The organism is Sphingobium sp. CECT 9361 (assembly GCF_918741285.1).
Lineage (GTDB): Bacteria > Pseudomonadota > Alphaproteobacteria > Sphingomonadales > Sphingomonadaceae > Sphingobium.
Genome location: NZ_CAKKNC010000012.1, coordinates 25,937 through 46,717 on the forward strand (window position 1 = coordinate 25,937; position 20,781 = coordinate 46,717).

The 20,781-nt window shown below is 62.3% G+C and carries 19 protein-coding genes; 1 reads left to right on the forward strand and 18 read right to left on the reverse strand.

The genetic code is table 11. From position 1 onward, the window contains the following. Positions 1 to 2: 2 nt before the first annotated feature. On the forward strand, positions 3 to 1,292 hold the full coding sequence (locus tag LQ220_RS16010) for a glycoside hydrolase family 130 protein (RefSeq protein ID WP_230189169.1): 1,290 nt from the start codon (positions 3 to 5) through the stop codon (positions 1,290 to 1,292). 138 nt (positions 1,293 to 1,430) lie between these two features. On the opposite strand, the gene LQ220_RS16015 is transcribed toward LQ220_RS16010, so the two are convergent. The 18 genes from LQ220_RS16015 to LQ220_RS16100 form a co-directional block, all read right to left on the reverse strand. Next, complete coding sequence (locus LQ220_RS16015) at positions 1,431 to 2,177, reverse strand: HAD-IIB family hydrolase (protein ID WP_230189170.1); 747 nt, start codon at positions 2,175 to 2,177, stop codon at positions 1,431 to 1,433. Continuing rightward, positions 2,174 to 2,380, reverse strand: a complete 207-nt coding sequence (locus LQ220_RS16020; protein ID WP_230189171.1) for a hypothetical protein — start codon at positions 2,378 to 2,380, stop codon at positions 2,174 to 2,176. The genes LQ220_RS16015 and LQ220_RS16020 overlap by 4 nt, the downstream gene beginning before the upstream one ends. Then, on the reverse strand, positions 2,377 to 3,192 hold the full coding sequence (locus tag LQ220_RS16025) for a Cof-type HAD-IIB family hydrolase (RefSeq protein WP_230189172.1): 816 nt from the start codon (positions 3,190 to 3,192) through the stop codon (positions 2,377 to 2,379). Before LQ220_RS16025 ends, LQ220_RS16020 begins: the two co-directional genes overlap by 4 nt. Further along, positions 3,189 to 4,619: a glucose-6-phosphate dehydrogenase gene (gene zwf, locus LQ220_RS16030; protein WP_230189173.1), complete on the reverse strand. Its 1,431-nt coding sequence runs from the start codon at positions 4,617 to 4,619 to the stop codon at positions 3,189 to 3,191. Before zwf ends, LQ220_RS16025 begins: the two co-directional genes overlap by 4 nt. Then, on the reverse strand, positions 4,616 to 5,599 hold the full coding sequence (gene gnd, locus LQ220_RS16035; protein ID WP_230189174.1) for a phosphogluconate dehydrogenase (NAD(+)-dependent, decarboxylating): 984 nt from the start codon (positions 5,597 to 5,599) through the stop codon (positions 4,616 to 4,618). The genes zwf and gnd overlap by 4 nt, the downstream gene beginning before the upstream one ends. Before the next feature lie 11 nt (positions 5,600 to 5,610). Continuing rightward, positions 5,611 to 8,418 (reverse strand): bifunctional transaldolase/phosoglucose isomerase, encoded by a 2,808-nt coding sequence (locus LQ220_RS16040; protein ID WP_230189175.1) that lies wholly within the window; start codon positions 8,416 to 8,418, stop codon positions 5,611 to 5,613. Further along, the gene (gene tkt / locus LQ220_RS16045; protein ID WP_230189176.1) at positions 8,415 to 10,499 is read right to left on the reverse strand and encodes a transketolase; all 2,085 of its coding nucleotides are present in this window, start codon (positions 10,497 to 10,499) and stop codon (positions 8,415 to 8,417) included. The genes LQ220_RS16040 and tkt overlap by 4 nt, the downstream gene beginning before the upstream one ends. Continuing rightward, a complete protein-coding gene (locus tag LQ220_RS16050) occupies positions 10,496 to 12,901 on the reverse strand; it encodes a glycosyltransferase family 4 protein (RefSeq protein WP_230189177.1) in 2,406 nt (801 codons plus the stop codon). Before LQ220_RS16050 ends, tkt begins: the two co-directional genes overlap by 4 nt. Positions 12,902 to 13,366: 465 nt before the next feature. Then, a complete protein-coding gene (locus LQ220_RS16055) occupies positions 13,367 to 14,860 on the reverse strand; it encodes a divalent metal cation transporter (RefSeq protein WP_230189178.1) in 1,494 nt (497 codons plus the stop codon). Then, a complete protein-coding gene (locus tag LQ220_RS16060; RefSeq protein WP_230189179.1) occupies positions 14,857 to 15,552 on the reverse strand; it encodes a cytochrome c3 family protein in 696 nt (231 codons plus the stop codon). The genes LQ220_RS16055 and LQ220_RS16060 overlap by 4 nt, the downstream gene beginning before the upstream one ends. After that, positions 15,549 to 16,232 carry an iron reductase gene (locus tag LQ220_RS16065; protein ID WP_029622672.1) on the reverse strand — a complete coding sequence of 228 codons (684 nt, stop codon included), beginning with the start codon at positions 16,230 to 16,232 and terminating at the stop codon, positions 15,549 to 15,551. Before LQ220_RS16065 ends, LQ220_RS16060 begins: the two co-directional genes overlap by 4 nt. 1 nt (position 16,233) lies before the next feature. After that, on the reverse strand, positions 16,234 to 18,213 hold the full coding sequence (locus LQ220_RS16070) for an FAD-binding oxidoreductase (protein ID WP_230189180.1): 1,980 nt from the start codon (positions 18,211 to 18,213) through the stop codon (positions 16,234 to 16,236). A gap of 12 nt (positions 18,214 to 18,225) precedes the next feature. Beyond that, positions 18,226 to 18,552 carry a hypothetical protein gene (locus tag LQ220_RS16075; protein WP_230189181.1) on the reverse strand — a complete coding sequence of 109 codons (327 nt, stop codon included), beginning with the start codon at positions 18,550 to 18,552 and terminating at the stop codon, positions 18,226 to 18,228. A 195-nt stretch (positions 18,553 to 18,747) separates the two neighbouring features. Beyond that, on the reverse strand, positions 18,748 to 19,119 hold the full coding sequence (locus LQ220_RS16080; protein ID WP_230189182.1) for a DUF1622 domain-containing protein: 372 nt from the start codon (positions 19,117 to 19,119) through the stop codon (positions 18,748 to 18,750). Beyond that, positions 19,119 to 19,577 (reverse strand): hypothetical protein, encoded by a 459-nt coding sequence (locus LQ220_RS16085; RefSeq protein ID WP_230189183.1) that lies wholly within the window; start codon positions 19,575 to 19,577, stop codon positions 19,119 to 19,121. The genes LQ220_RS16080 and LQ220_RS16085 overlap by 1 nt, the downstream gene beginning before the upstream one ends. Further along, positions 19,574 to 20,038: a heavy metal-responsive transcriptional regulator gene (locus tag LQ220_RS16090; RefSeq protein WP_230189184.1), complete on the reverse strand. Its 465-nt coding sequence runs from the start codon at positions 20,036 to 20,038 to the stop codon at positions 19,574 to 19,576. The genes LQ220_RS16085 and LQ220_RS16090 overlap by 4 nt, the downstream gene beginning before the upstream one ends. A gap of 102 nt (positions 20,039 to 20,140) precedes the next feature. Beyond that, entirely contained in the window at positions 20,141 to 20,479 is a 339-nt protein-coding gene (locus LQ220_RS16095; protein ID WP_024018508.1) for a hypothetical protein, read from the reverse strand. A gap of 86 nt (positions 20,480 to 20,565) precedes the next feature. After that, positions 20,566 to 20,781 (reverse strand): hypothetical protein, encoded by a 216-nt coding sequence (locus tag LQ220_RS16100; protein ID WP_024018509.1) that lies wholly within the window; start codon positions 20,779 to 20,781, stop codon positions 20,566 to 20,568.

A 20,781-nucleotide genomic window follows, 5' to 3' on the forward strand; every position in this document is an offset into this window, starting at 1 on the left:
GCATGACCTCACGCGCAAAGCTAAACTTCTATGATCGCGTTCTTCGACCCGATCCATCGCGCACCGTCGTCCGTCCTTTTGAGCCGAATTATCCCAGAGATTTCGACGGCGGCACGTCCCGCACCCAGGAGACTGTCGATCTGATCGTGGCGCTCGATGAGGCTGAGTTGGCGCGTCAGCTGAAAGGCGTCACACTATCCCTGGACGAGAACCACCGCGACGTCGATGCGATGTTGCTTCGCCGGTTCAACGAAGTCGCCAGCGGGATCGCGGGTGCCGATCGTATCAACGCCAAGCAGCGGCGATTAATAGGCGCCTACTGCAGCGAAGAATTTGCATATGAGGCCGCCGCCTTGTTCAACCCAAGCGCCGTGCTCCATCCCGACCAGTCGGGTCTGCCCGAGGGCACGCTTCGTTTCGTGATGTCGCTGCGAGGCATCGGCGAGGGGCATGTATCTTCCGTGACGTTCCGCACCGGCACCTGGACGCCTGGCGGCGCACTTTTGGTCGATGATCCCAGCCCGACATCGGTATCGCCCCTCATCGATACGTGCGGGAGAGGGGAGGGCATAGCAGCACGCCTGTGTTGCGCCGGCAGTCGCACGATCTCGGAGACAGTGCTTTTCCCGGTCCTGCCGAGCCAAACGCAGGGTATCGAGGATACGCGCCTTGTTCGCTTCTGCGAGGATGATGGCAGCATCAGCTACCATGGTACATATACAGCGTTCGGCGGTGGCCAAGTGCGATCGGAATTGCTGAGCACGGCCGATTTTAGATCGTTCGAGATGCGCGTCCTGACCGGCCAGGCCTCGAGTGGAAAGGGCATGGCCCTTTTCCCTCGCCGCATAGCGGGAAAATACGCCATGCTTGGGCGTCAGGACAGCAAGAACATCTGGCTTCACTTCTCCGATGAACTGCTTAACTGGGCAGGTGGCGAAAAGCTCATTACACCAAAATTCCCTTGGGAATTCGTCCAGATGGGCAATTGCGGGTCGCCGATCGAGATTGACGAAGGCTGGTTAGTGATGACCCACGGCGTTGGTACGGTTCGCAACTATTGCATTGGCGCATGCCTGCTCGACAAGAATGACCCATCAAAGCTGCTGGCGCGCACGCCGCGCCCGGTACTCGCCCCGAGTCCGCACGAGAGGGACGGGTACGTACCCAACGTTGTCTATAGTTGCGGTGCGATCGTTCAAGATCGGGCGATGTTACTACCCTATGGGGTGGCTGACAGCTTCACTGCCTTCGCTACGGTCTCAATTGATAACCTCCTAAGTGTGATGGAGTAGGTCACTCGAACTGATTGGGAATTGCTGACTGTTCGAGCGGTGGATGCCGTTCAAGGAAGACGAACGCCAATTCGGGGCGGCGCGCGTCGTTTAGCGATGTTGGCTGTGCACAGGGGATTCCATGCCATGGCAATCGGATCAGGGTGTGAGGCAAGCGAGAATTGCCATCATCACGGTCCGGGTCTCCGCCACGTCTCGCACGGGGATTACGTCGATTCCGGCTGTGCGAACGGGATCATCGTTGCCACCGGGATAGATCGCGTCTCCCATGAACAGCATAGCCGACTGCGGAATGCCGGATTCCTCGGAAAGACGGCGCATTCCATAAGCCTTGTCGATGCCTTGGCGAGTAATGTCGATGGAGGTTGATCCCCCCACGTTGACGGACAGCTCGGGCAGTCGTGATCGAAGCGCTGCATGCAGTGCCTTGCGCTTGGCGAAGTCGGGATCCCACGCTTTCTTTGCGTCGAGCGGCGCCTCCTGTCCAAGTCCAGAGAAAGTAATCTGGCTCCCGCGGTCCTCGATCCGCTCACCCCATGTCCTCTCGTCCGGAAGGCCCACTTCCCTTGGGGCCAGTTCAAACGCCTGAAGAATGCGCCTGCGCTCGTCGGGGTCGAATACATCAGCATAGACCGGCTTCCAGACATCCGTGAAGCGGTAGAGCTTGGTGCCTGTGGTTGGCATGATGAACAGCTGACGGAGGTCAGCTCTGATGGGCAATCGCGACACGACTTGTGCTTCAAACTGAGGCCAGTCGCCACCGGAGATCACTGCGACGTCGACGAGATCAAGCAGCTTGGCAAGCAACTCGGCCGTCTCTTGGTCTATAGGTTGTTTGCTCTCGGCCAGGGTGCCGTCAAGGTCGAAGGCGATGAGTCGCTTCATCGGTGGACTCCAATCAGGGTGCTGTCGCTCGGCGGATAGGCGGCGCTCGAGCGATCGGGTTCGATATTCTTCAGGCGGACGGTAACCGGTGCGACGGTTGCATCGAGGATCGCTTGCGCGATAGCCGGCTTTGACGGCCCTCCGAACGCGGTGCACCTTTCCAAGATGTCGCGGCGGATCCGCTCTTGGCCAGGCTCGATCATCTCGAAGCCTCCATCAGGATGATATTGTCTATCGCTTGGGCAGCGCCGTCCTCCTCGTTCGACAGGGTCACCTGGTCAGCGGCGGAGCGGACCGCATCGGGACCCTGCCCCATCGCAATCGAGAGGCCGGCGCGCGCGAACATCGGCAGGTCATTACGCTCGTCGCCGAGCACGGCAACGTTGGCGAGCGGTACGCCGATCGCGGCTGCCAGCGCGGCGACGCCATCGCCCTTGTTGGCCTGGGGAGCGGTAATGTCGAGATAGTAAGGCTGCGAACGGCCGACAGTCGCAAACTGTCCGAGCGCTGCCGCGATCTCGCCGTCAAGTCGCGCGAGGAATGCATGATCACCGCTGACGCCGACGATCTTGTCGGGATGAGCGAGCAATGCCGCGAAGTCGTCCTTGATTATCGGCTCAATGCTTGCCGCGCGTCGCTCGCGCGGAACATACACATCGTCGGTTGCTTGGGCATACCAGAGGCCGCCCGAGAACAGCCACGGCGTGACGGCCGGGTGCTCAAGCAGGGCGAGTGCTCGCGCGGCGCATTCGGGATCAAGCTGATCTGCCGAAACGACAGTCCCGTCGGGCCGGACGATCGTGCCGCCGTTGAAGGCGCCGATGACGCCTGTGAGCTCCAGCCGTTTCGCGATCCAGAGCATGCCGCTGGGCGGGCGGGCACTGATCAGGCTCACCGCAATACCAGCCGTCCTGGCCCGTCCAACCGCAGAGATCACACCGTCGGAGAGGGTTTTGTCCTGGCGGAGGAGCGTGCCATCTATATCGGAAACGATTAGGCGAATAGGGTCGCTCATCCGAGGTGATGCCAGCGTCGGTGGGAGCGGTGCATCAGCGCATCTGCACTTTCGGGGCCGGCGCTGCCTGCGGCGTATTCCTCGGGGGTGCCTTGCGCCCACAGATCGAGGAGCGGCTGCACGGCGCGCCAGCCGCCTTCGATCTGCGCGGCACGTTGAAACAGCGTCTGGTCGCCCGATTGCACGTCATACAGCAAAGTTTCGTAGCCGGTCTGGTGGCCCACGTCGAAATGGTCCCGGTAGCGGAAATCCATGGCGACCGGCGCGGTGTTCACGACGAGCCCAGGCCGCTTGACCACAAACTCAAGGCTGATGCCCTCGTCGGGCTGAATTTGCACCACAAGACGGTTGGGGGGCAGCCGGTCCACCACCGTCTCCTGGAAAAGCGCCAGCGGCACGTCGCGGAATTGGACGACGATCTCGGTATCACGTGTCGCCAGCGCCTTCCCGGTGCGCAGATAAAAGGGCACGCCCGACCACCGCCACGTCTCCACGTGCAACTTGAGCGCGGCGAAGGTCTCCGTGCGGCTGGCAGGGTCAACGTCGGGCTCATCGAGATAGGCGGAGACGGCCTTGCCAGCGATGGCGCCGGAGCAATAGCGCCCGCGAATTGCCTCGGTGGGGTCGATCGGGCGGATGGCGGCAATGACCTTCTCTTTCTCCGTCCGGATCGCATCGGCATCGAAGCTGATCGGCGGTTCCATCGCTATCAGCGCCAGCAGCTGGCAGAGGTGATTGGGAACCATGTCGCGCAATGCGCCGGTGGCATCGTAGAATCTGCCGCGCGTGCCGACGGTCACCGCCTCGGCCGCCGTTATTTGGACATGATCGACATAGCGGTTGTTCCAGACGGCTTCCATCATGGTGTTGCCGAAGCGCGTGACCATGATGTTCTGTACGGTCTCCTTCCCAAGGAAGTGATCGATCCGGTAGATCTGGGACTCGCTGGCGCGGGAAAGGATTTGCCGGTTCAGCGCCTGTGCGGAGGCAAGGTCGGTCCCGAACGGTTTTTCGATCACGACGCGGCGGAAACCATCGGTCTCGTTGAGCAGCCCTTCATCGCCGAGCTGATTGACGACGGTACCGAAGAAGGCCGGCGCGGTGGCGAGGTAGAAGATCGCGTTCCCGGTAAGTTGGCTGCCGAGAGCCTGATACATAGTCGAATCGGCGAAATCGCCCTTCAAATAGCGGATACGACTGCGGAGCCATGGCCAGTTGGCATCGTCCTTCACGAATTCGTCAAGCGCCTGGCGCAGCTGCTCGTCGTCGCTGTCATGATGGCTGACACCGACGAGCGCCATGTCCTCATTCAGCAAGCCGGCCCGAGCGAGGTTAACGAGCGCGGGTATCAGCAATCGGCGGGCGAGGTCCCCAAATGCGCCGAAGATAACGAAGGTAGCAGAGGGTGCAGTCAGAGCATCGCTCATTGCGGCATCTCGACGTGGCCGCCGAAGCCGAACCGCATAGCCGAGAGCAGCTTGTCGCCGAACGTCGTGTCGACTCGGCTGCGGTAGCGCGCGAACAGTGCCGCTGAGAGCACGTAGGCAGGGACTGCCTCCTCCATTGCCGCCTCGATCGTCCAGTGACCCTCGCCGGAATCCGCGACCTGCCCCGAGAACTGCTCCAGCATTTGGTCTTTGGCGAGCGCCGTCGCCGTCAGATCGAGCAACCAGGACGAGATCACGCTGCCGCGGCGCCAGACCTCGGCGATGTCAGTGAGGTTGAGGTCGAAGCGCTCGTCTTCCGGCAGCTTGGCGGATGACTTGCCCTTCAGGATGTCGAACCCCTCAGCATAGGCCTGCATCAAGCCATATTCGATGCCGTTGTGAACCATCTTGACGAAATGGCCCGAGCCGGCTGGACCGGCATGGATATACCCCTTCTCGGCGCGGGTGTCCTCGTTGGGACCGCCGCGATCCGGTGTGCGTGCGATCGTCCCAAAGCCTGGTGCCATGGCCTCGAAGAGAGGATCGAGACTGTCGAGCGTCGCGGCATCGCCTCCGATCATCATGCAATAGCCTCGGTCAAGGCCCCACACACCGCCCGAGGTGCCCACATCGACATAGTGGAGCCCCTTCATGGCGCACAGCTTCGCCCGGCGGATGTCGTCCTTGTAGAAGCTGTTGCCGCCGTCGATAATTATGTCGCCTGGGGAGGCCAAGCCCATCAGCATCTCGATCGTGCTCTCCGTCGGCGGCCCAGCCGGCAGCATCACCCAGAAAATGCGCGGGCTCTCCAGCTTGGCTGCGACCTCCTCAAGCGAAGCGGCGGCGGTCGCGCCTTCGCCGGCCAGCATGTCCACCAGCGGCGGGTTCCGATCGAAGGCGACGATCTCGTGACCGCCGCGCATCAGACGGCGCGCAATATTGGCTCCCATTCTGCCGAGGCCGATCATCGCTATACGCATGTGCTCATTCCTCAGTTTTGGGTTGCCGCGATGACAGCTGCGCGCAAGGCTTCGATGCCGCCGCCGTCCTTCTTGATGTGGACACGCAGAACGGGCCGCCCGCGCGCAACAAGCACGGCCATGTCGCCGCGCGCCTGCGCAATCTGAATGGTGCCGAAGCTCGCTTTCCTGCCTGGGATCGACAGATCGGGATGGGGATCGCGCGTGATCGTCAGAAACAACCCGCTCGCCGGGCCGCCTTTATAGGCCTGGCCCGTCGAGTGCAGGAAACGCGGCCCAAAACCCGCGACCGTCGCCACCGCCTTGGTAGCGCGCACCGCCACCCGCATCGCAGCCATTGCCGCCGCGTTCGCCTCGTCGCGCTCGATAAATCCGAGGAATCCGGCATAATGCCCGGGCTCCAGCCGGGCAAAGTGGAGCCGCAGCAGGTTCGCCGGATCGCCCGAGCCGAATCCGCTTTCGCCGGCAGTGTAGATCGCCAAGTCTGCGTCTTCCGCGATCGCAATCTCTGGTTCAAGCGCACTGGAAGCTTCATAAGCATCGACGAGCTTGCGCGTGGCGATTTTGGCATCCTCCACGTCGGGCTGGTCGAACGGATTGATCCCAATAATGGCGCTTGCAATTGCCGTCGCGATTTCCCAGCGGAAGAACTCCTGGCCGATCAAATCGCGTGAGGCGACCGTGATCCGGATGAGGGGATGGCCGGCCTGCTTTAGCTGCGCGAGCTTGCTGTCCAGCCCGTCCTCCGCGTCTCCTTCGAGGTGAAGATGCACGAACAGGCGATCGCTCCCGTAAACCTCCGGCGGTCCCGCGGGCTCAAGGTCGACCGGAATAATCCCCTTGCCTTTCTTGCCCGTCGACTCAGCAAGCAACTGCTCGAGCCAGGCCCCGAACGGTTCTAGTCCCTTGGATGCCAAGATGGTTAGCTTGTCGCGCCCGTTGATAGCCGCCTCGCCGATTATCACCCCAAGGCGCACGCCAGGGTTTGCTGCAGGAGGTGAATCGGCACCGCAGGCGAAGACCATTGGCTGGGTTTTCTCGTAGAAATCCTGGATATCGATGCCCATCGCGGCGGCGGGAACCATGCCGAAAGCCGACAGCACCGAATAGCGCCCGCCGACCGCTGGATCGCCTGCGAAGATATGCGCGAAGCCATCCGCCTTCGCGGTCTGGTCCAGCTTTGATCCAGGGTCGGTGACCGCAACGAAATGGCTGCCGTCCTGGCCGGCCGCTGCATAGAAATAGGCGCGCAGGAGCTCAGGCTCCATTGTCGATCCCGATTTGGAGGATATTATGAACAGCGTGTTCGCCGGGTCAATCGCTGCCGCGACCGTCGCGATCTGGCCGGGGTCGCTGGTGTCGAGCACGTGCAGCTTTGGGCTACCCTTTGCGCTGCCGAGGATGCGCGCGATCACCTCGGGGCCGAGGCTCGATCCGCCCATGCCGAGCAGCACCGCGTCCTTGAAGCCTTTGGCTTCTTCACCGAGCATCTTGAGCGTGTCTGGATCAACCTGCTCACTGCGGGCGGCGGCGAGCCACCCGAGCCATTTGCCCTCGTCCTTGCCGGTCCAGAGCGAGGCATCGCCCTTCCACAGCCGGCGCGGCCAAGCCTCGGCGCGAGCGGTTTCGAGGCGCGTGGCGACAGCCTCCTGAAGTCCTGCCGGGAGATCGACTGCCATCAAGTTTTGTCGGCGGCCGAGGAACGCGGTACGCTTGCCCGCGACCGCGCCAAGCAGTGCATCCGCCGCATCGGCGAACAGCGTCACACCCGCCTCGACCAACCTGTCCGCAATATCACCCAGTTTAAGGCCGAGACGCTCGGTTTCGGCCAGCACATGGAGTGCTTTATCCAGATTATCGGTCAGTGTGGCCAGGGCCGTGCCATGGTCACGGAACGCGTCCATCGTCCCAGGCGGCATCGTATTGACGGTGTCGGGTCCGATCAGCGAGTCGATGTAGAGCGTATCGGGGTAGGCGGGGTCCTTAACCCCGGTCGAGGCCCACAATAGTCGCTGCGGCATCGCTCCCCTGGCGGCCAGCGCTTGCCATCGGTCGCTCGCCAGCAACTCCTGGTACCAGGCATAGGCAAGCTTGGCATTGGCGATTGCGACTTGGCCGCGAATGGCATTTAGAGCCTCGCTTTCCGGGTCGCCTTCCCTGACGCGCGCATCAATCGTCTTGTCGATCTGCGCATCGATGCGGCTGACGAAGAAGCTCGCGACGCTCGCGATCCGGTTGATCGCTTCTCCCTTCTTCACCCGCGCCTCGAGGCCGGCCATATAGGCCTCCGCGACCGCCTGATAAGCGGCGAGCGAGAAAAGCAATGTCACATTGATGTTGAGCCCATCCTCGATCAGTTGACGGATCGCAGGAATGCCAGCCCGTGTGCCGGGCACCTTCACCATCAGATTGGGCTCGGCCACCATATCGCACAGTCGCCGTGCTTCCTCGATCGTGTCGTCGGTGCTGTTGGCGAGATGGGGCGAAACCTCAAGGCTGACATAGCCGTCCCCGCCGCCGAGCCGGTCGTACACCGGTCGTAGATCGGCGGCTGCCGCCTTGATGTCGGCGATCGCCTGGCTTTCGTAGGTATCGGTGACGCTCGCGTCGGCCTTGCCGAGGAAGTTGTTAAAACCCTCGTCATAGGCGTCGCCATGGCCCATCGCCTTCTCGAAGATCGAGGGGTTGGAGGTGACGCCGGTCAGACCGTCCTCCTCAACCAGCTTGCGCAGCCCGCCTTCGTTCAGAATTTTGCGGTCTACGAAGTCTAGCCACACGGCCTGTCCCGCAGCGCCAAGGTTTTTGAGACGGCTGGTCATTTGTTCTTCTCGATCAGATCGCGCGCCACGGCGCAGATATTGTCGACGGTGAAACCGAATTTTTCCTGGAGCTTGGCGAGCGGCGCCGAGGCTCCGAAGGTCTTCATAGTTATTGTCCCGCCGTCATGTCCGACATAGCGGTCCCAGCCCATCGATCCGCCCTGCTCGACGGCGAGCCGCGCGCGCACCGCATCGGGGAACACGCTCTCGCGATAGGCGTCGGCCTGCTTTTCGAACAAGAACCAGCTCGGCAGCGATACCACGCGCGATCGGACACCTTCGCTAGCCAGCTTCTCGTGCGCGGCCACCACCATCGGCAGTTCGCTGCCGGTACCGATAAGGATGATCTCGGGAGCGCCGCGCTCGGCGTCGCCAAGGATGTAGCCGCCTTTCTCTAGCGCATCGGCGGACGCATATTTTCTTCGATCGAGCGTGGGGATCGCCTGGCGCGAGAGGATCAGCGCGGTCGGCTCGTTGCTATGGCTGAGAGCGACCTTCCACGCGGCTGCCACCTCGTTGGCGTCGCCCGGCCGGATAGTGTCGAGCCCGGGGATGGCTCGAAGCGTGGCCAGATGCTCGATCGGTTGGTGGGTCGGCCCGTCCTCGCCAACGCCGATAGAATCGTGCGTGAACACGAACACGACCGGCAGTTCCATGATCGCTGCCAGCCTTATCGGCGCGCGCATATAATCCGCGAAAACCAGGAAGGTGCCGGTGTAGGAGCGCAGGTAGGATAGCGCCATGCCGTTGGCGATCGATCCCATCGCATGCTCCCGCACGCCGAAGTGCATGTTGCGACCCGAATGGTCGTTCTTCCCAAACGATCCCGCCCCCTGAAAAGTCAGGCTAGTCTTGGTAGAGGGCGAGAGATCCGCCGCGCCGCCGATCAGCAGCGGCACGTGCGGTGCGATTGCGTTCAGCACCTTGCCGCCGCTGTCGCGCGAGGCCAGCCCCACGGCATCGGGAGGAAAGGTGGGGATTGTTGCCTGCCAGTCACTCGGCAGCTTGCCCCGGCGCAGCAGGTCCATCTCCCTGGCCTCAGCTGGAAAGCTCTCGCGGTAGCGGGCCAAGGTTTCCTCCCACGCCTCGCGTGCCGGCCTGCCGCGTCCCGCAACCGCTGCGTTGAACGCTTCTGCCACACCGTCCGGCACGAGAAACTGGGCGCCTTCGGGCCAGCCATAGGCTTTCTTGGTAGCGCGGACATTGTCTTCGCCCAGTGGCTCGCCGTGCGCCTTCTCGCTACCTGCTCTGGGGCTGCCCCAGCCGATCACCGAGCGGATGACGATGAGAGTCGGCCGGTCATGGGCATCGCGAAAGGCCGCGATTGCGCGCGCGACGGCCCTGGTGTCGTTAGCGTCATCGACCTGGATGACGTTCCAGCCATAGCCCTCGAATCGTTTGCCGACATCCTCGGTGAAGGCGAGCTCGGTCGAACCTTCGATCGAGATATGATTGCTGTCGTAGATCCAGCAGAGATTTGACAGGGCGAGATGTCCGGCGAGTGATGCGGCCTCACTCGAGACGCCCTCCATCATATCGCCATCGCCGCACAGCACATAGATGTTGTGATCGAACAGCTTGAAACCGTCGCGGTTGAAGTGCGAGGCAAGCGCACGCTCGGCAATCGCCATGCCGACCGAATTGCCGCACCCTTGGCCGAGCGGGCCGGTCGTCGTCTCGACACCGGTAGTCATACGGTACTCGGGGTGGCCCGGGGTCTTCGAGCCGAGTTGGCGGAACTGCTTGATGTCGTCGAGACCGACCGCGGGCCTGCCCGTCGGCTTGCCGTCCGGGTCGATCTCCTTGACCAAGGCCAAGTGCAGCACCGCATAGAGCAGCATCGAGGCATGGCCGACCGAAAGAACGAAGCGATCGCGGTTCGGCCAGTCGGGCGTGTCCGGATCGTAGCGGACGAAGTCCCGCCACAGCGTGTAGGCCACCGGCGCCATCGCCATCGGCGTGCCCGGATGGCCCGAATTGGCCTTCTGTACGGCATCCATCGCCAACGTGCGGATGGTGTCGATCGCGAGCCTTTCGAGTGCTTCGTCCGGTTGAGCCAGCTGTGCCGAGTCCGCTTTCATGAATTTGGGCATCCACAGGAGAGCTGAGATTCTGGACGGTCTTCGGGAAGACCTGTTCGGAATGCGTTGGGTACCCGCCTGAGAGGTTTATTACGGGCCGTGCAAAGTTCGACCACGCGCGGGGCTTTACTCAACGAGGCATCCTTCTCGGCCGCGCTCAGGATCGCGGTCAGCGCGGAAAGATATGCGAGCGTCGATTCAGCGCCTTGGTTGGCATTGCGCCGGTCCGGATGGAGACCATCGAAGCAGGCGCCTCGTTTGACGTCCACGACGGGAATGCCAAGGTCGTTTGCCCCGAGAAACCAGTTGAATGCACGGCGCGCTTCGCGCTGCCACCATGCGTCGCTCGTGACTCGCGCCGCGGTAAGGCATGCACCAACCGCTGCACAGGCTTCCAGGGGCTGTTGGTCGAATGGCTGCGGATGACGCCGATCGCTTCCAAATGTTTCGGTTCCGATAGGCCGAAAGTGCCCCACTTCGGCCGTCTGCAGCGTCATCAGCCACCGTAGCGTATCGAGGCCGGCATCAAGGTGAGACTGGTTGCCGGTGTCATGGCCGCTTTCGATGAGAGCTTCACACAATCGGGCATTATCATAGCCGAGCCTGTCTTCGAACCAGACCCAGTCGGGCGCAGCTGCGTCACACCAACGTTGGAACAAGCGATTGGACAGTTCTCCTCGCAGCTGCTCCAGGTTGCGATGGCCTGGGAAGCGCCGGAGAAGTTTTGAGATGCCGAGCAGCCCGTAGGCCCAGGCGCGCGGCGTGGTCAGCGCTACCAACGCAGGTGCCATCTCCAGCAAGCGCGCGGCGGCCCATCCGTCCAGGAATCGATCGTCTTTTCGCATTGCGACCGCGCCCAGTGCCCAGACCGTGCGACCATGCGCGTCGTCGGCTCCCGCATCGTCGAGCCATGTGCGGTCGAACCCCATGAAATTATGAACGCGGTTATCCGTTGGCGACCAGGCGTGCTCAACGAACGCGGCATATGTCAGCGCAAGCTGCTCCTCCTGTGGCGTGAGAGAACGCAGCGTCGAGAGTTCAGAGAGAAGCAACAGCGCGCGCGCGTTGTCATCGAGACAGTAGCCGTGCCTCCGGTCCGGAACCGCGAATTTTGTGTGCTGGGTTATGCCGACCATGTCGGTAAGAGCGGCGAGATGGTCCGTCGTTATCGGTGGAAGCGCCCTGTTCCAGGCTTCGTCATTTGAAGGACGTATAGCCCGCGACGCGCCGGAGCGTCTTTCAAATCGGACATCGGAGAAGACTTTCAGGTACTGCTTCGCCACGCTCGACCAGATCATCGCGCGACCGCGCTCGTACGCGCGGGTTCGAATCTCGCTACGCGACGCGCCATCGACGATCAATCGAGCGACGGCAGCTCCGAGTGCATCCGGTTCCGAAAACGGCACCAGAACGCCACAATGGTCGGCGAGCAGTTCCTGCGCATACCAGAAGGGCGTCGAGACGACCGCTTTACCAAGGGCAACAGCGTAGGCCAGCGTTCCTGAAACAATCTGCGCTTCATTGGGGTAAGGCGATAGGTAGATATCGCATGCAGCCAAATGGTCGAGCAGCTCATCCAGTGAGAGATATCGGTCGACAAAGCAAATATTCTCGATGACGCCGAGTTCGGCTGCGAGTGCAACGAGGCTATCGCGATAGCGTTCGCCTTCATCCCTAACGAGGTTGGGGTGGGTTGCGCCGACGATCATATAGAGCAGATTGGGATGGTCGCGAACGAGTGCCGGCACTGCACGAATTGCCGTTTCGATACCCTTGCCTGGACCAAGCAGGCCAAAGGTCATCAACAGGGTCCGGTCTGCAAGCCCCAGTTTGTGCTTCGCCATCGCCGGATCGATAAAGGCCCGGTCCGGAACGCCGTGTGGTATCACGGCGATGTGCTCGGCCGGGACATCATAGACGTCCTGCAGAATGCGCCGTCCTTTGTCCGCCATGACGACGAGGCGCGATGAATGTTCGATGATGCCATCCATGACGCGACGTTGTGCAGGGTTGGGGTTGGCCAGTACGGTGTGTAGCGTCGTGACGATCGGAGCGCTGAGGCCGCTGAGAAGGCCAAGGATGTATTCACCGGCCTCGCCTCCGAAGATCCCGAACTCGTGCTGAAGAGAAACGAGATCGACGTTCGACACGTTGAGGAAATCGGCGGCGACTGCATAGGACGCGGGCGTGGCCTGCTGGATCTCCAGGGCGACATCGGGCGGATAGGCGTAAGTGTTGGCATCGTCCGTCAGCGCAATCGTCGTTGAAGAAAGATCGGAATCGCAGTTCTTCAATGCCTGCTGCAGATCGTTGGTGAAGGTGGCGATGCCACACTGCCTTGGAACGCACGTTCCTATCACGGCAATACGCTTGAGCGGGGGAATGATCACAGAGTGGTTCATGCTCAACCTCAAATATGAAAGTGTCTCTGGGAGTGGCTTACACTGGCTGGAGGCCGCGTCCGCTGCTCCCTCATGATCGCGCCGCGGCAGGACGCCGGTTTCTGAGGAGTGGGATTCGTGACCCGACCATGTTGTCGGGCTTCGACCACCGTCCAGAGTCAAGGCCGATATTCTGTCCCCACGGCCCGAGCAGCTTGGACGCAGGATTGCGCACCCAAGCCGGCTTTAAGGCGTCAGTGCTTGCGCGGTGGCTTGGGCGATTGGCTTGCATTTCCTTGATTTATGTCAGGCACACACACGTAGCGTTACGTAATGTTCACAAGACTTGCTGACCGATGTCGTCCTGAGCGAGGCCGCGCGTCGTTCGGATTCGCGATGCTGCATTGGCTGAGGCGGAAAGCTTCAATCTCAAGCCGAGCTTGACCTGTCAGTGCGAAAGCTGGATCGCTAGGCGCCAATCATCATTTACCGCGCGGCCGGCGCGATCCACGAAACCGTCGTCATGATGGCGACGCCAACCATGACCAGACAGGCCGCGCCACCGAGCAGTTGCAGCCGCCGGGGAATGGGGTGACCGTTCATCGCTTCGGAATCCGAGCCGAGCCATATCACCAGGGCAATAAGTGGGGCTGCAACAAAGCCGTTGATGACAGCACTCCACAGCAGCGCCTGCATGGGACTGATCGGCGAGAAATGAACGAGAATGCCCAGAATGCCGGCCGAAGCTATCACGCTGTAAAAAGCCTTGGCATTCCGAGGTGCCAGCCCAAGGCCCGCACGCCACCCAAAGGCTTCGGAGACCGCATACGCCGCCGAGCCGGCTAGAACCGGGACGGCAAGAAGGCCGGTCCCGATGATACCGCTGGCAAAAAGTGCAAAGGCAAAGTCGCCCGCCAGCGGCCTGAGTGCTTCGGCCGCCTGCGCGGCCGTATCGATCTGCGTAATACCAGCGATATGCAAGGTCGCGGCGGTGGTTATGATGATAAAAATGGCAATGAGGTTTGAAAAAAACATACCGAACCAGCTATCGAGGCTAATCCGGCGCTCTTCGCCGGCGCTGACTTCCGATGTCGAAAGGCTTTTCGCTTTAGCTCTGGCATCTTCTGCTTCCTGGGAGGCCTGCCAGAAAAACAAATAGGGGCTGATCGTGGTGCCGAAGATCGCGGCTACCAGCATCCAGGCGCTTGAGTCCGGCATGCTCGGTAGTAGGACTCCACGCAGCACATCGCTCCATGACAGGTGCACGGCAAATGCCGTAGCCGCATAGGCCAGCAATGCCAGCGTCATCCATCTCAGGAAACGCGCGTAGCGCTTGTAGTCGAGAAAGGTCTCTAACAGCGTTGAGAGCAAGGCGAATATGATGACCCAGAGGTGCGGCGCGCCGCCGCCGATGAGCGACATTGCCGAACCCATCGCTCCCAGATCAGCACCAAGGTTGATGACATTGGCGACCACGAGGAGCAGAACGACCGTTCGGAGCAGCGCGAGCGGGCAGCGCTTGCTGATCGCCGCCGTCAAACCTTCGCCCGTCGTTCTGCCGATCCGCCCGCACGTCTCCTGCACAGCTGCGGCGAGCGGCCAGGTAAGCAACATCGTCCAACCGAGCGTGTAACCGTAAGCCGCTCCCGCTTGCGCATAGGTTGCAATCCCGCTTGGATCGTCGTCGGCCGCCCCGGCAATGAATCCCGGGCCAAAAATCCGCCCGATACTCTGAAGCCGGTGAGCGTGCGGGATCGCCACGTGCCCCTCGCTCGCGGCCTGGCCAGGGGTCGGCGGCAAGTGCAGATCGGCTTCAAGAAGCGTGGTCCCTTGCCCGGCCTGCCCGGGCAAGGGGACACAGCGTTCCGCAGGATCATTGGGCGCGTTCACGGTGACACTCCTCGCCTGGGCGAAGATGTCGCCGGGTTTGATAATTGGAGGGCTCTTCGATGGCAGGTCGGGTTTGGCGAGGATTTTCAATGCACTTTGACCATGCCGACACCCTTGATATTGTTGAACGAGTCGGTCTGGTGGCAACTGAAGCATTGATCAACCCGCGCCCGTTTTTCACCGCTGATCATCTTGTCCATCATTTCGAAGTGCATCATGTTATGGCTCGGCGGCGGCTTGTGGCACTGCGAGCATTCGGTGGATTTGGGGCTGGGGTGCAGATACCCGCTGATTTTCCAGCTCGTTGTGGTGTGGCAGCTTGCACAATCACTGCCGAAGAACCCCAGGTGCTTGTCGCGGGGGGCGTGACAGGACTGGCAATCGAGGGGAGTGTCACGCCCTGTCGCCCGTTCGGCGATGCGCTCGAGAACCTGGTGATCCATCCGGACCGGACGGAGCGTGTTACCCTGATGCTCGATATGGCAGCCACTGCATTCCTTGATGTTGACATGGAAAGCGGTCGAAGGCTTCTTCAGGATTTCCGGCGAAGCTGCGTGGCAGGCTATGCAGGTCTCGGCCTTGATCCCGCGATTGGGCGTGTGACAGCTCTCGCATTTGCCCTCGAGAAAAGCATGCGCGTTCGACAGCGGCCCGGGTCGAACCGACGCCGCCCATTGCGGTAGCGCGGTGCTGCCCGAGCGGTAAATGGTAAGGGGGATGATGATCGCGGTGGCCAGGACCAGTGTCGCGAGGATCAGGCAGACGATACCAGTCCGCTTCATGGCCACCACCGCAAGCCGAAGTAGACGCTGCTCCAGATGTGGATCGTCAGCAATCCGTACATGATGATCGCAGCGACAATATGCACGACGACCCACTTGTCGAGCGTGGCCTTGATGACGTCGCGTGCAGTAATCGTGAATTCGAGGTCGGATATTGCGCCGAGGAGCGAGTCCAACGGCAACCCGGACGGATCAACGACGCTTTGATGGCGCAGATCGGCCGATACGGCGGCAAGCACATCATAGCGGTCGCGCAGAACCTTGAGTTCCTTTTGCTGAAACCGCAATTCCTGCCCGACCTGCGCCAGATAATATCGGCCAATGAAGCCCGTGACGACGACAGTCAGCATCGCGATCACGAGGGCGATGCCGATCGGGCTTTGAAACTTGTGCCCCGAATGGATGATTCCGAGCAGAGCGCCGATCGCGCCGGCATACACATGGAAGCTGAGCAGTCCTCCGAGGGAGACGAGGCGCTGCGTGCGCTCCTTGACCCACGCCTGCCGCTTTACGATGCTGTAGACGAGCAGAAGCACGAAAAGCAGGGCGGCGGCGATGCCGAACAGTCCGCCTGCCAGGCTCCCGGGGAAACGCGGTGCGGAATGCAGCAGGAAGGCCGGGACCAGCAGCGCAAGAGCGCTCAGCAGAGCGCCGACCGTTACTTTCTCGGTTTCGGTCATTTCATGCGTCCACCACGAGATCACCCACCGATTTTGCCTGGCAGGCGAGGATGATGCCGTCGGCCTTCTCGTCGGCGGCAAGCGCGTCTTCCACTTCCATCGTCACCTGGCCCTGCCGCAGCGGGACCTTGCACCTTCCGCAGATGCCGACCCGGCATTCATAGTCGATGGCCACTCCGATCGCCTCGGCCGCTTCGAGCACGGACTGATCGGGCGCGAGCGCGCCGCTCTTGCCGGACTTCGAAAATGCGATCTTCGCCTGCGCGGAAGGAATGGCGGGCGGCGTCTGCGGGGCGGCCGATGCCTGGCTGTCGGTCGCGGTCGCTGCCGGTTCATCTTCAAGGACGGGACCGCCTTTGGGGGGCGCGAATTCCTCTGTCTTGACCTGCTCCGCCGGCACCTTGAGTTGCGCGAGCGCCGCCTTCACCGCGTCCATCATCGGCGGTGGGCCGCACAGGTGAACGCGCCTGCTGGCGATTTCGGGAACGGAAGCGGCGATGAAATCGGCCGTCAAATAACCGGAAGGCCCGGCCCAGTCGGTCCCTTCGGGCTTTGCGACGATGGAGACGATGTGAAGCTTGTGGTGGCGCCGCGCCAGATAGTCGCATTCCTCGCGAAAGATCAGATCGGTCGGCGTGTTGACACCGTAGAGGAGGTAGATGTCGTGTTCATAGGAACGGTCCGTCAGGCTGCGCAGCACGCTCATCATCGGTGTGATGCCGACTCCGCCGGCGATCAGGACGATCCCCTCGGCTTCCTTGCCGGTGAAGAAGAACCTGCCCGCGGGCGCCGCAATCTCGAGAAGGTCGCCCATGGCGGCATGATCATGGAGATGGCGCGATTCCAGCCCATATTGTTCGCGCTTGATCGTGAGCTCGATATAGTCGCGCTGTGTGGGCGATGACGAGATCGTGTAGGATCGGCGGACCTTCTGGCCTTCGATCTCCGAGGTGATCGAGGCGTATTGGCCGGGCAGGAACGTGAACGGCATCGGCCCGCGGTTCGGTTCCATGAGCCGGAACGTCTTGACGCTCGGGGTCTCGTCGAAGATCGCGGTGATCCGCAGGACGCCTTTCCACAGTCGCGGTGCTGCCGGCGTGGCGCTTCCGGGCGTAGCTGCGCCTGCAGGAGCAGCGGGCGCCGGCACGATAGCGGCCGGGGCCGGAGCGGTGGCCGGACTGGCCGGTGGTGCAGCCCCGCCTGGTGCGAGCCGCTCCACCAAGCTTGCGATGCGGCGCAGCCGCGCCCATCGGAGTAGCAGCGCCGCAACCAGAGCCGCCGCCAGCAGCGCCATGGCGATCAGGTGCCACCAGGAAAGGCCCGTCAGCTTATTTCCGGATGCCATCTGGTCGCTGTCTGCCAAACCCGATTGGGTCTTGAACCATCTCAGGGCAATCTGCCGGGGAGGGCGGCCCTCTTCGAGGCCCCTGAGCGCGCCTGCTCCGCTGTCCGCGAGTGCGAGGCCTTCGCGAGCGCCCCTGATCGCATCCTGGGCTCCTTTCGTGTCGTTCGACATGAGAGCGTGGTGAAGCCGGGCTTGCTCCGCGGTCAGGACCTCGGCGCCCGACCCCAGACGGGCGAGAGCCGCGGCGCGTACCGTCCGCCGGGCCTCATCGGTCAGGACGGGCCAGTCCATCAGCGAGGGGTAGAAGGGTTTGGCGCCGCCGTTCCCGCAGCATCCCGCCGGTCCCGCGGCCATTTTGGCGCCCGGCGACGGCGCCATCATCCCTTTCATCATCGCCGCCATGGGATCGGCAGCTTTCGCCGCGGCCGGAGCTGCGGCCCCCATCACGTTGCCCGCTGGCATCGCCGCTGGCGCGGCGGCTCCGCCCCCTGGATGATGCGACGCGTGCTCGGACTCGGCCATCTGCGCCGACGCTGGCGGTGATCCGGAGATCATCGCCAGCGCGAGCGCGATACCGCTCGTCCTCAAAGCCCGCGATAGCTTGAGGCCGGTGATGTTGTTGTCAGGGCGCGTCACCTGAGGACTTCCTTACATGTCATCCTTCATGGGCATCGGCTGGTCCGCGGGCATCGGCGCCGGCTTCGCGGCGGCGGGTTTCGCATGGCGATGCGGGGCGGCCTTGTGCTTGGCCATCGGCTTCTTCTTCATGCCGCAGCATCCGGCCTTCTTCGCCATCGGAGGCATGGCCGCGGGCATCTTGTCGTGCTGCATCGGCATGCCGGCCATGCCCGGCATCGCGTCGTGCTTCTCCATCATGCCGCCTGCCGGCATCGACCTGTCGGCGGGAGGCGCGGGCTGGGCCGAAGTCTGGCCGGCGGCTTGCCCTTGGGCGGAAGCGATGGCGGGCGACAGCAAGATGGAACCTGCCAGCGCAAGCGCTCGCAAGCGGAAAGAACCTGTCATGATCATAATCAATACTCCATTGCAATGACCTGGCCGATCATCCGGCTGGCCACGGTTCTGAGGGACCACAGATGGATTTTGGCCAATATACGTAATTTCCTATTCGCCCGGCGTCGTCGCCTGGCCGCCAGGAGCCGGCGACGACACTCAATCATCGCGTGGGGTTCCTGTCGCTCTCTGCCACGGCCAACGGCCCTTGATCTCGACCTCGAGCGAGAAACTCAGGAAGGTTCGTATCAGCACGATGCCAGCAAGCACCGCGAGGCTGCTGAGCGTGGGCTGGATCGCGATGGTGTTGATGATGTCGGCCGCAACCAGGAATTCGAGTCCGAGAAGAATGGCTTCGCCAAGGCTCGACCTGAAGCTGCCCACCACATCCTGGTCGATCGGACCTTTCACGGATTGCTGCAGGAATTTGATCAGCGAGGAACCGGCGCCCACGACGATGATCGCCGTCCCGGTGACTTCAATTGCTCGCGTGATCCAGTGGATGCCCTCCACAATGAGGCTCTCGGTCATCACGGACACCGGTGCATCACGTGGCGAACCCTGCGACCTCCCAATGCGACGAGGCGATCGGGTTCGCGTTCGATGATCACCATGCGTTTGTCAGGCCGTCCCGGGGCGACCGTCTCCGGCCGTGCCAGGGAATAAAAGATGACGTCACCGAGTTCGTACCACTTCCCGGTGGCGCGCGGTGTCCGGTCGGGCAAACGGAGTTCGTTGTAAGACCCGTCTGCCCTGAACTCCCAGGCTGTGCCGGTCTCGCATCCGGACCGGGCATCGAACGACCAGATACCGACAAGATCCGTTTTCGTGCCACGACCCTGGGCGGGCTGGCTCTCCGCGACAGAAGGCTGGGCCAGGCCGCCAGCTGCAGCGACGATAGCCAAGGCCAAACCTGCTCGGCGGCGGAGCGACGGGGACCGGCCGGGCCAAAGCAACGGCGGACCCAAGCGCTGCAAAACGGGTCTCATGAGGGCGCCTTCACCGCGCCGGCTGCAGGAGGGTTTCCGTGCCCTGGTGCGTCTTCCCTGGGAATGCTCGCGAGATGCGCGAGGATCGGGCAATCCGCGATGGGAATGTCGATCGAGCATTGGGCGGACAGGGCGGACAGGGCGGTCTTGATGCGGGTCAGATCATCGATACGGGTGGTCGCTTCATTTATCTTGCTCTCGGTGATGGCCAGGACATCGGCGGTTGTCGCGGTGTCGGACGCGCGCAAATCGAGCAGGCTTCCGATTTCGCGAAGCGTGAAACCCAGCTGCTGCCCCTTGCGAATGAACCGCACGCGCTCGAGATCGGCGTCGCCATAGGTGCGGTAACCGGCAGAAGACCGGGCGGGCGGAGGAAGCAGACCGTTGCGCTCGTAATAGCGGATGGTATCGGGACGGATGCCGAGCGCACGCGACAGCTTTCCGATCGTGAAATATGTCATGGCGCGTCTCCGTTGCCGCGACCATTCGACAGGTCGCGGCATTATTCCTTCGATTTGATCTTGCTCAGGTCGGGCAGTGCCGGGGTTTTCAGCCTGCTCGGCTTACATATCCTTCATCGGGGCGGACTGACTGTTGTCGGGCGTGCTCGTAGGCGGGGCGCCATTGGGCATCATCGGCCCACCCCGGCGCATGTCGCTGTGGTCCATATCCTGACGGTGGCGCTCATCCATATCGGCCGCCGTGTTGTCGGTCCCGACAGAGTCCGTGGCGGCGGCGGTGTCGTTTTCAAGAGCGCCGGGCGCGCTTGCAGAGGCATTGGAGGCAGCCTGGTTTTGCGTGCCGTCCGTCTTCTTGCCGCACGCAGCAAGCGTTCCGAGAAGCGCAAGGGCTGTGAGCCCCGAGACGATCTTCCCGGACGTATTCGTGAGGTGAGTCTTCATGATGTGTCTCCGAATGAGAGTGAGCGGTCGAACGCAAATCCCGTCGGACGAGCTTGATAAGCGTGCTCGACCGACAGATCAGGGTGTCATTGCTGCTTGAGAATCTGCAGGCAGCGATCGTGCGAGAGATTCATCGGGTTGCGCCCCTGTCCCTTCATCTCGTTGTGATCATGGGGCGTCGCGAGACCCATATTGTCTTCCATGGCCTTGCAGCTCGCGATCTGCGCGCTAGTCGGCGGAAGGGTCGCGCAAGCGCCGAGCAGCGCCAGCGGGAGCAACCCGAGCGAGATAGAGTATTTCAT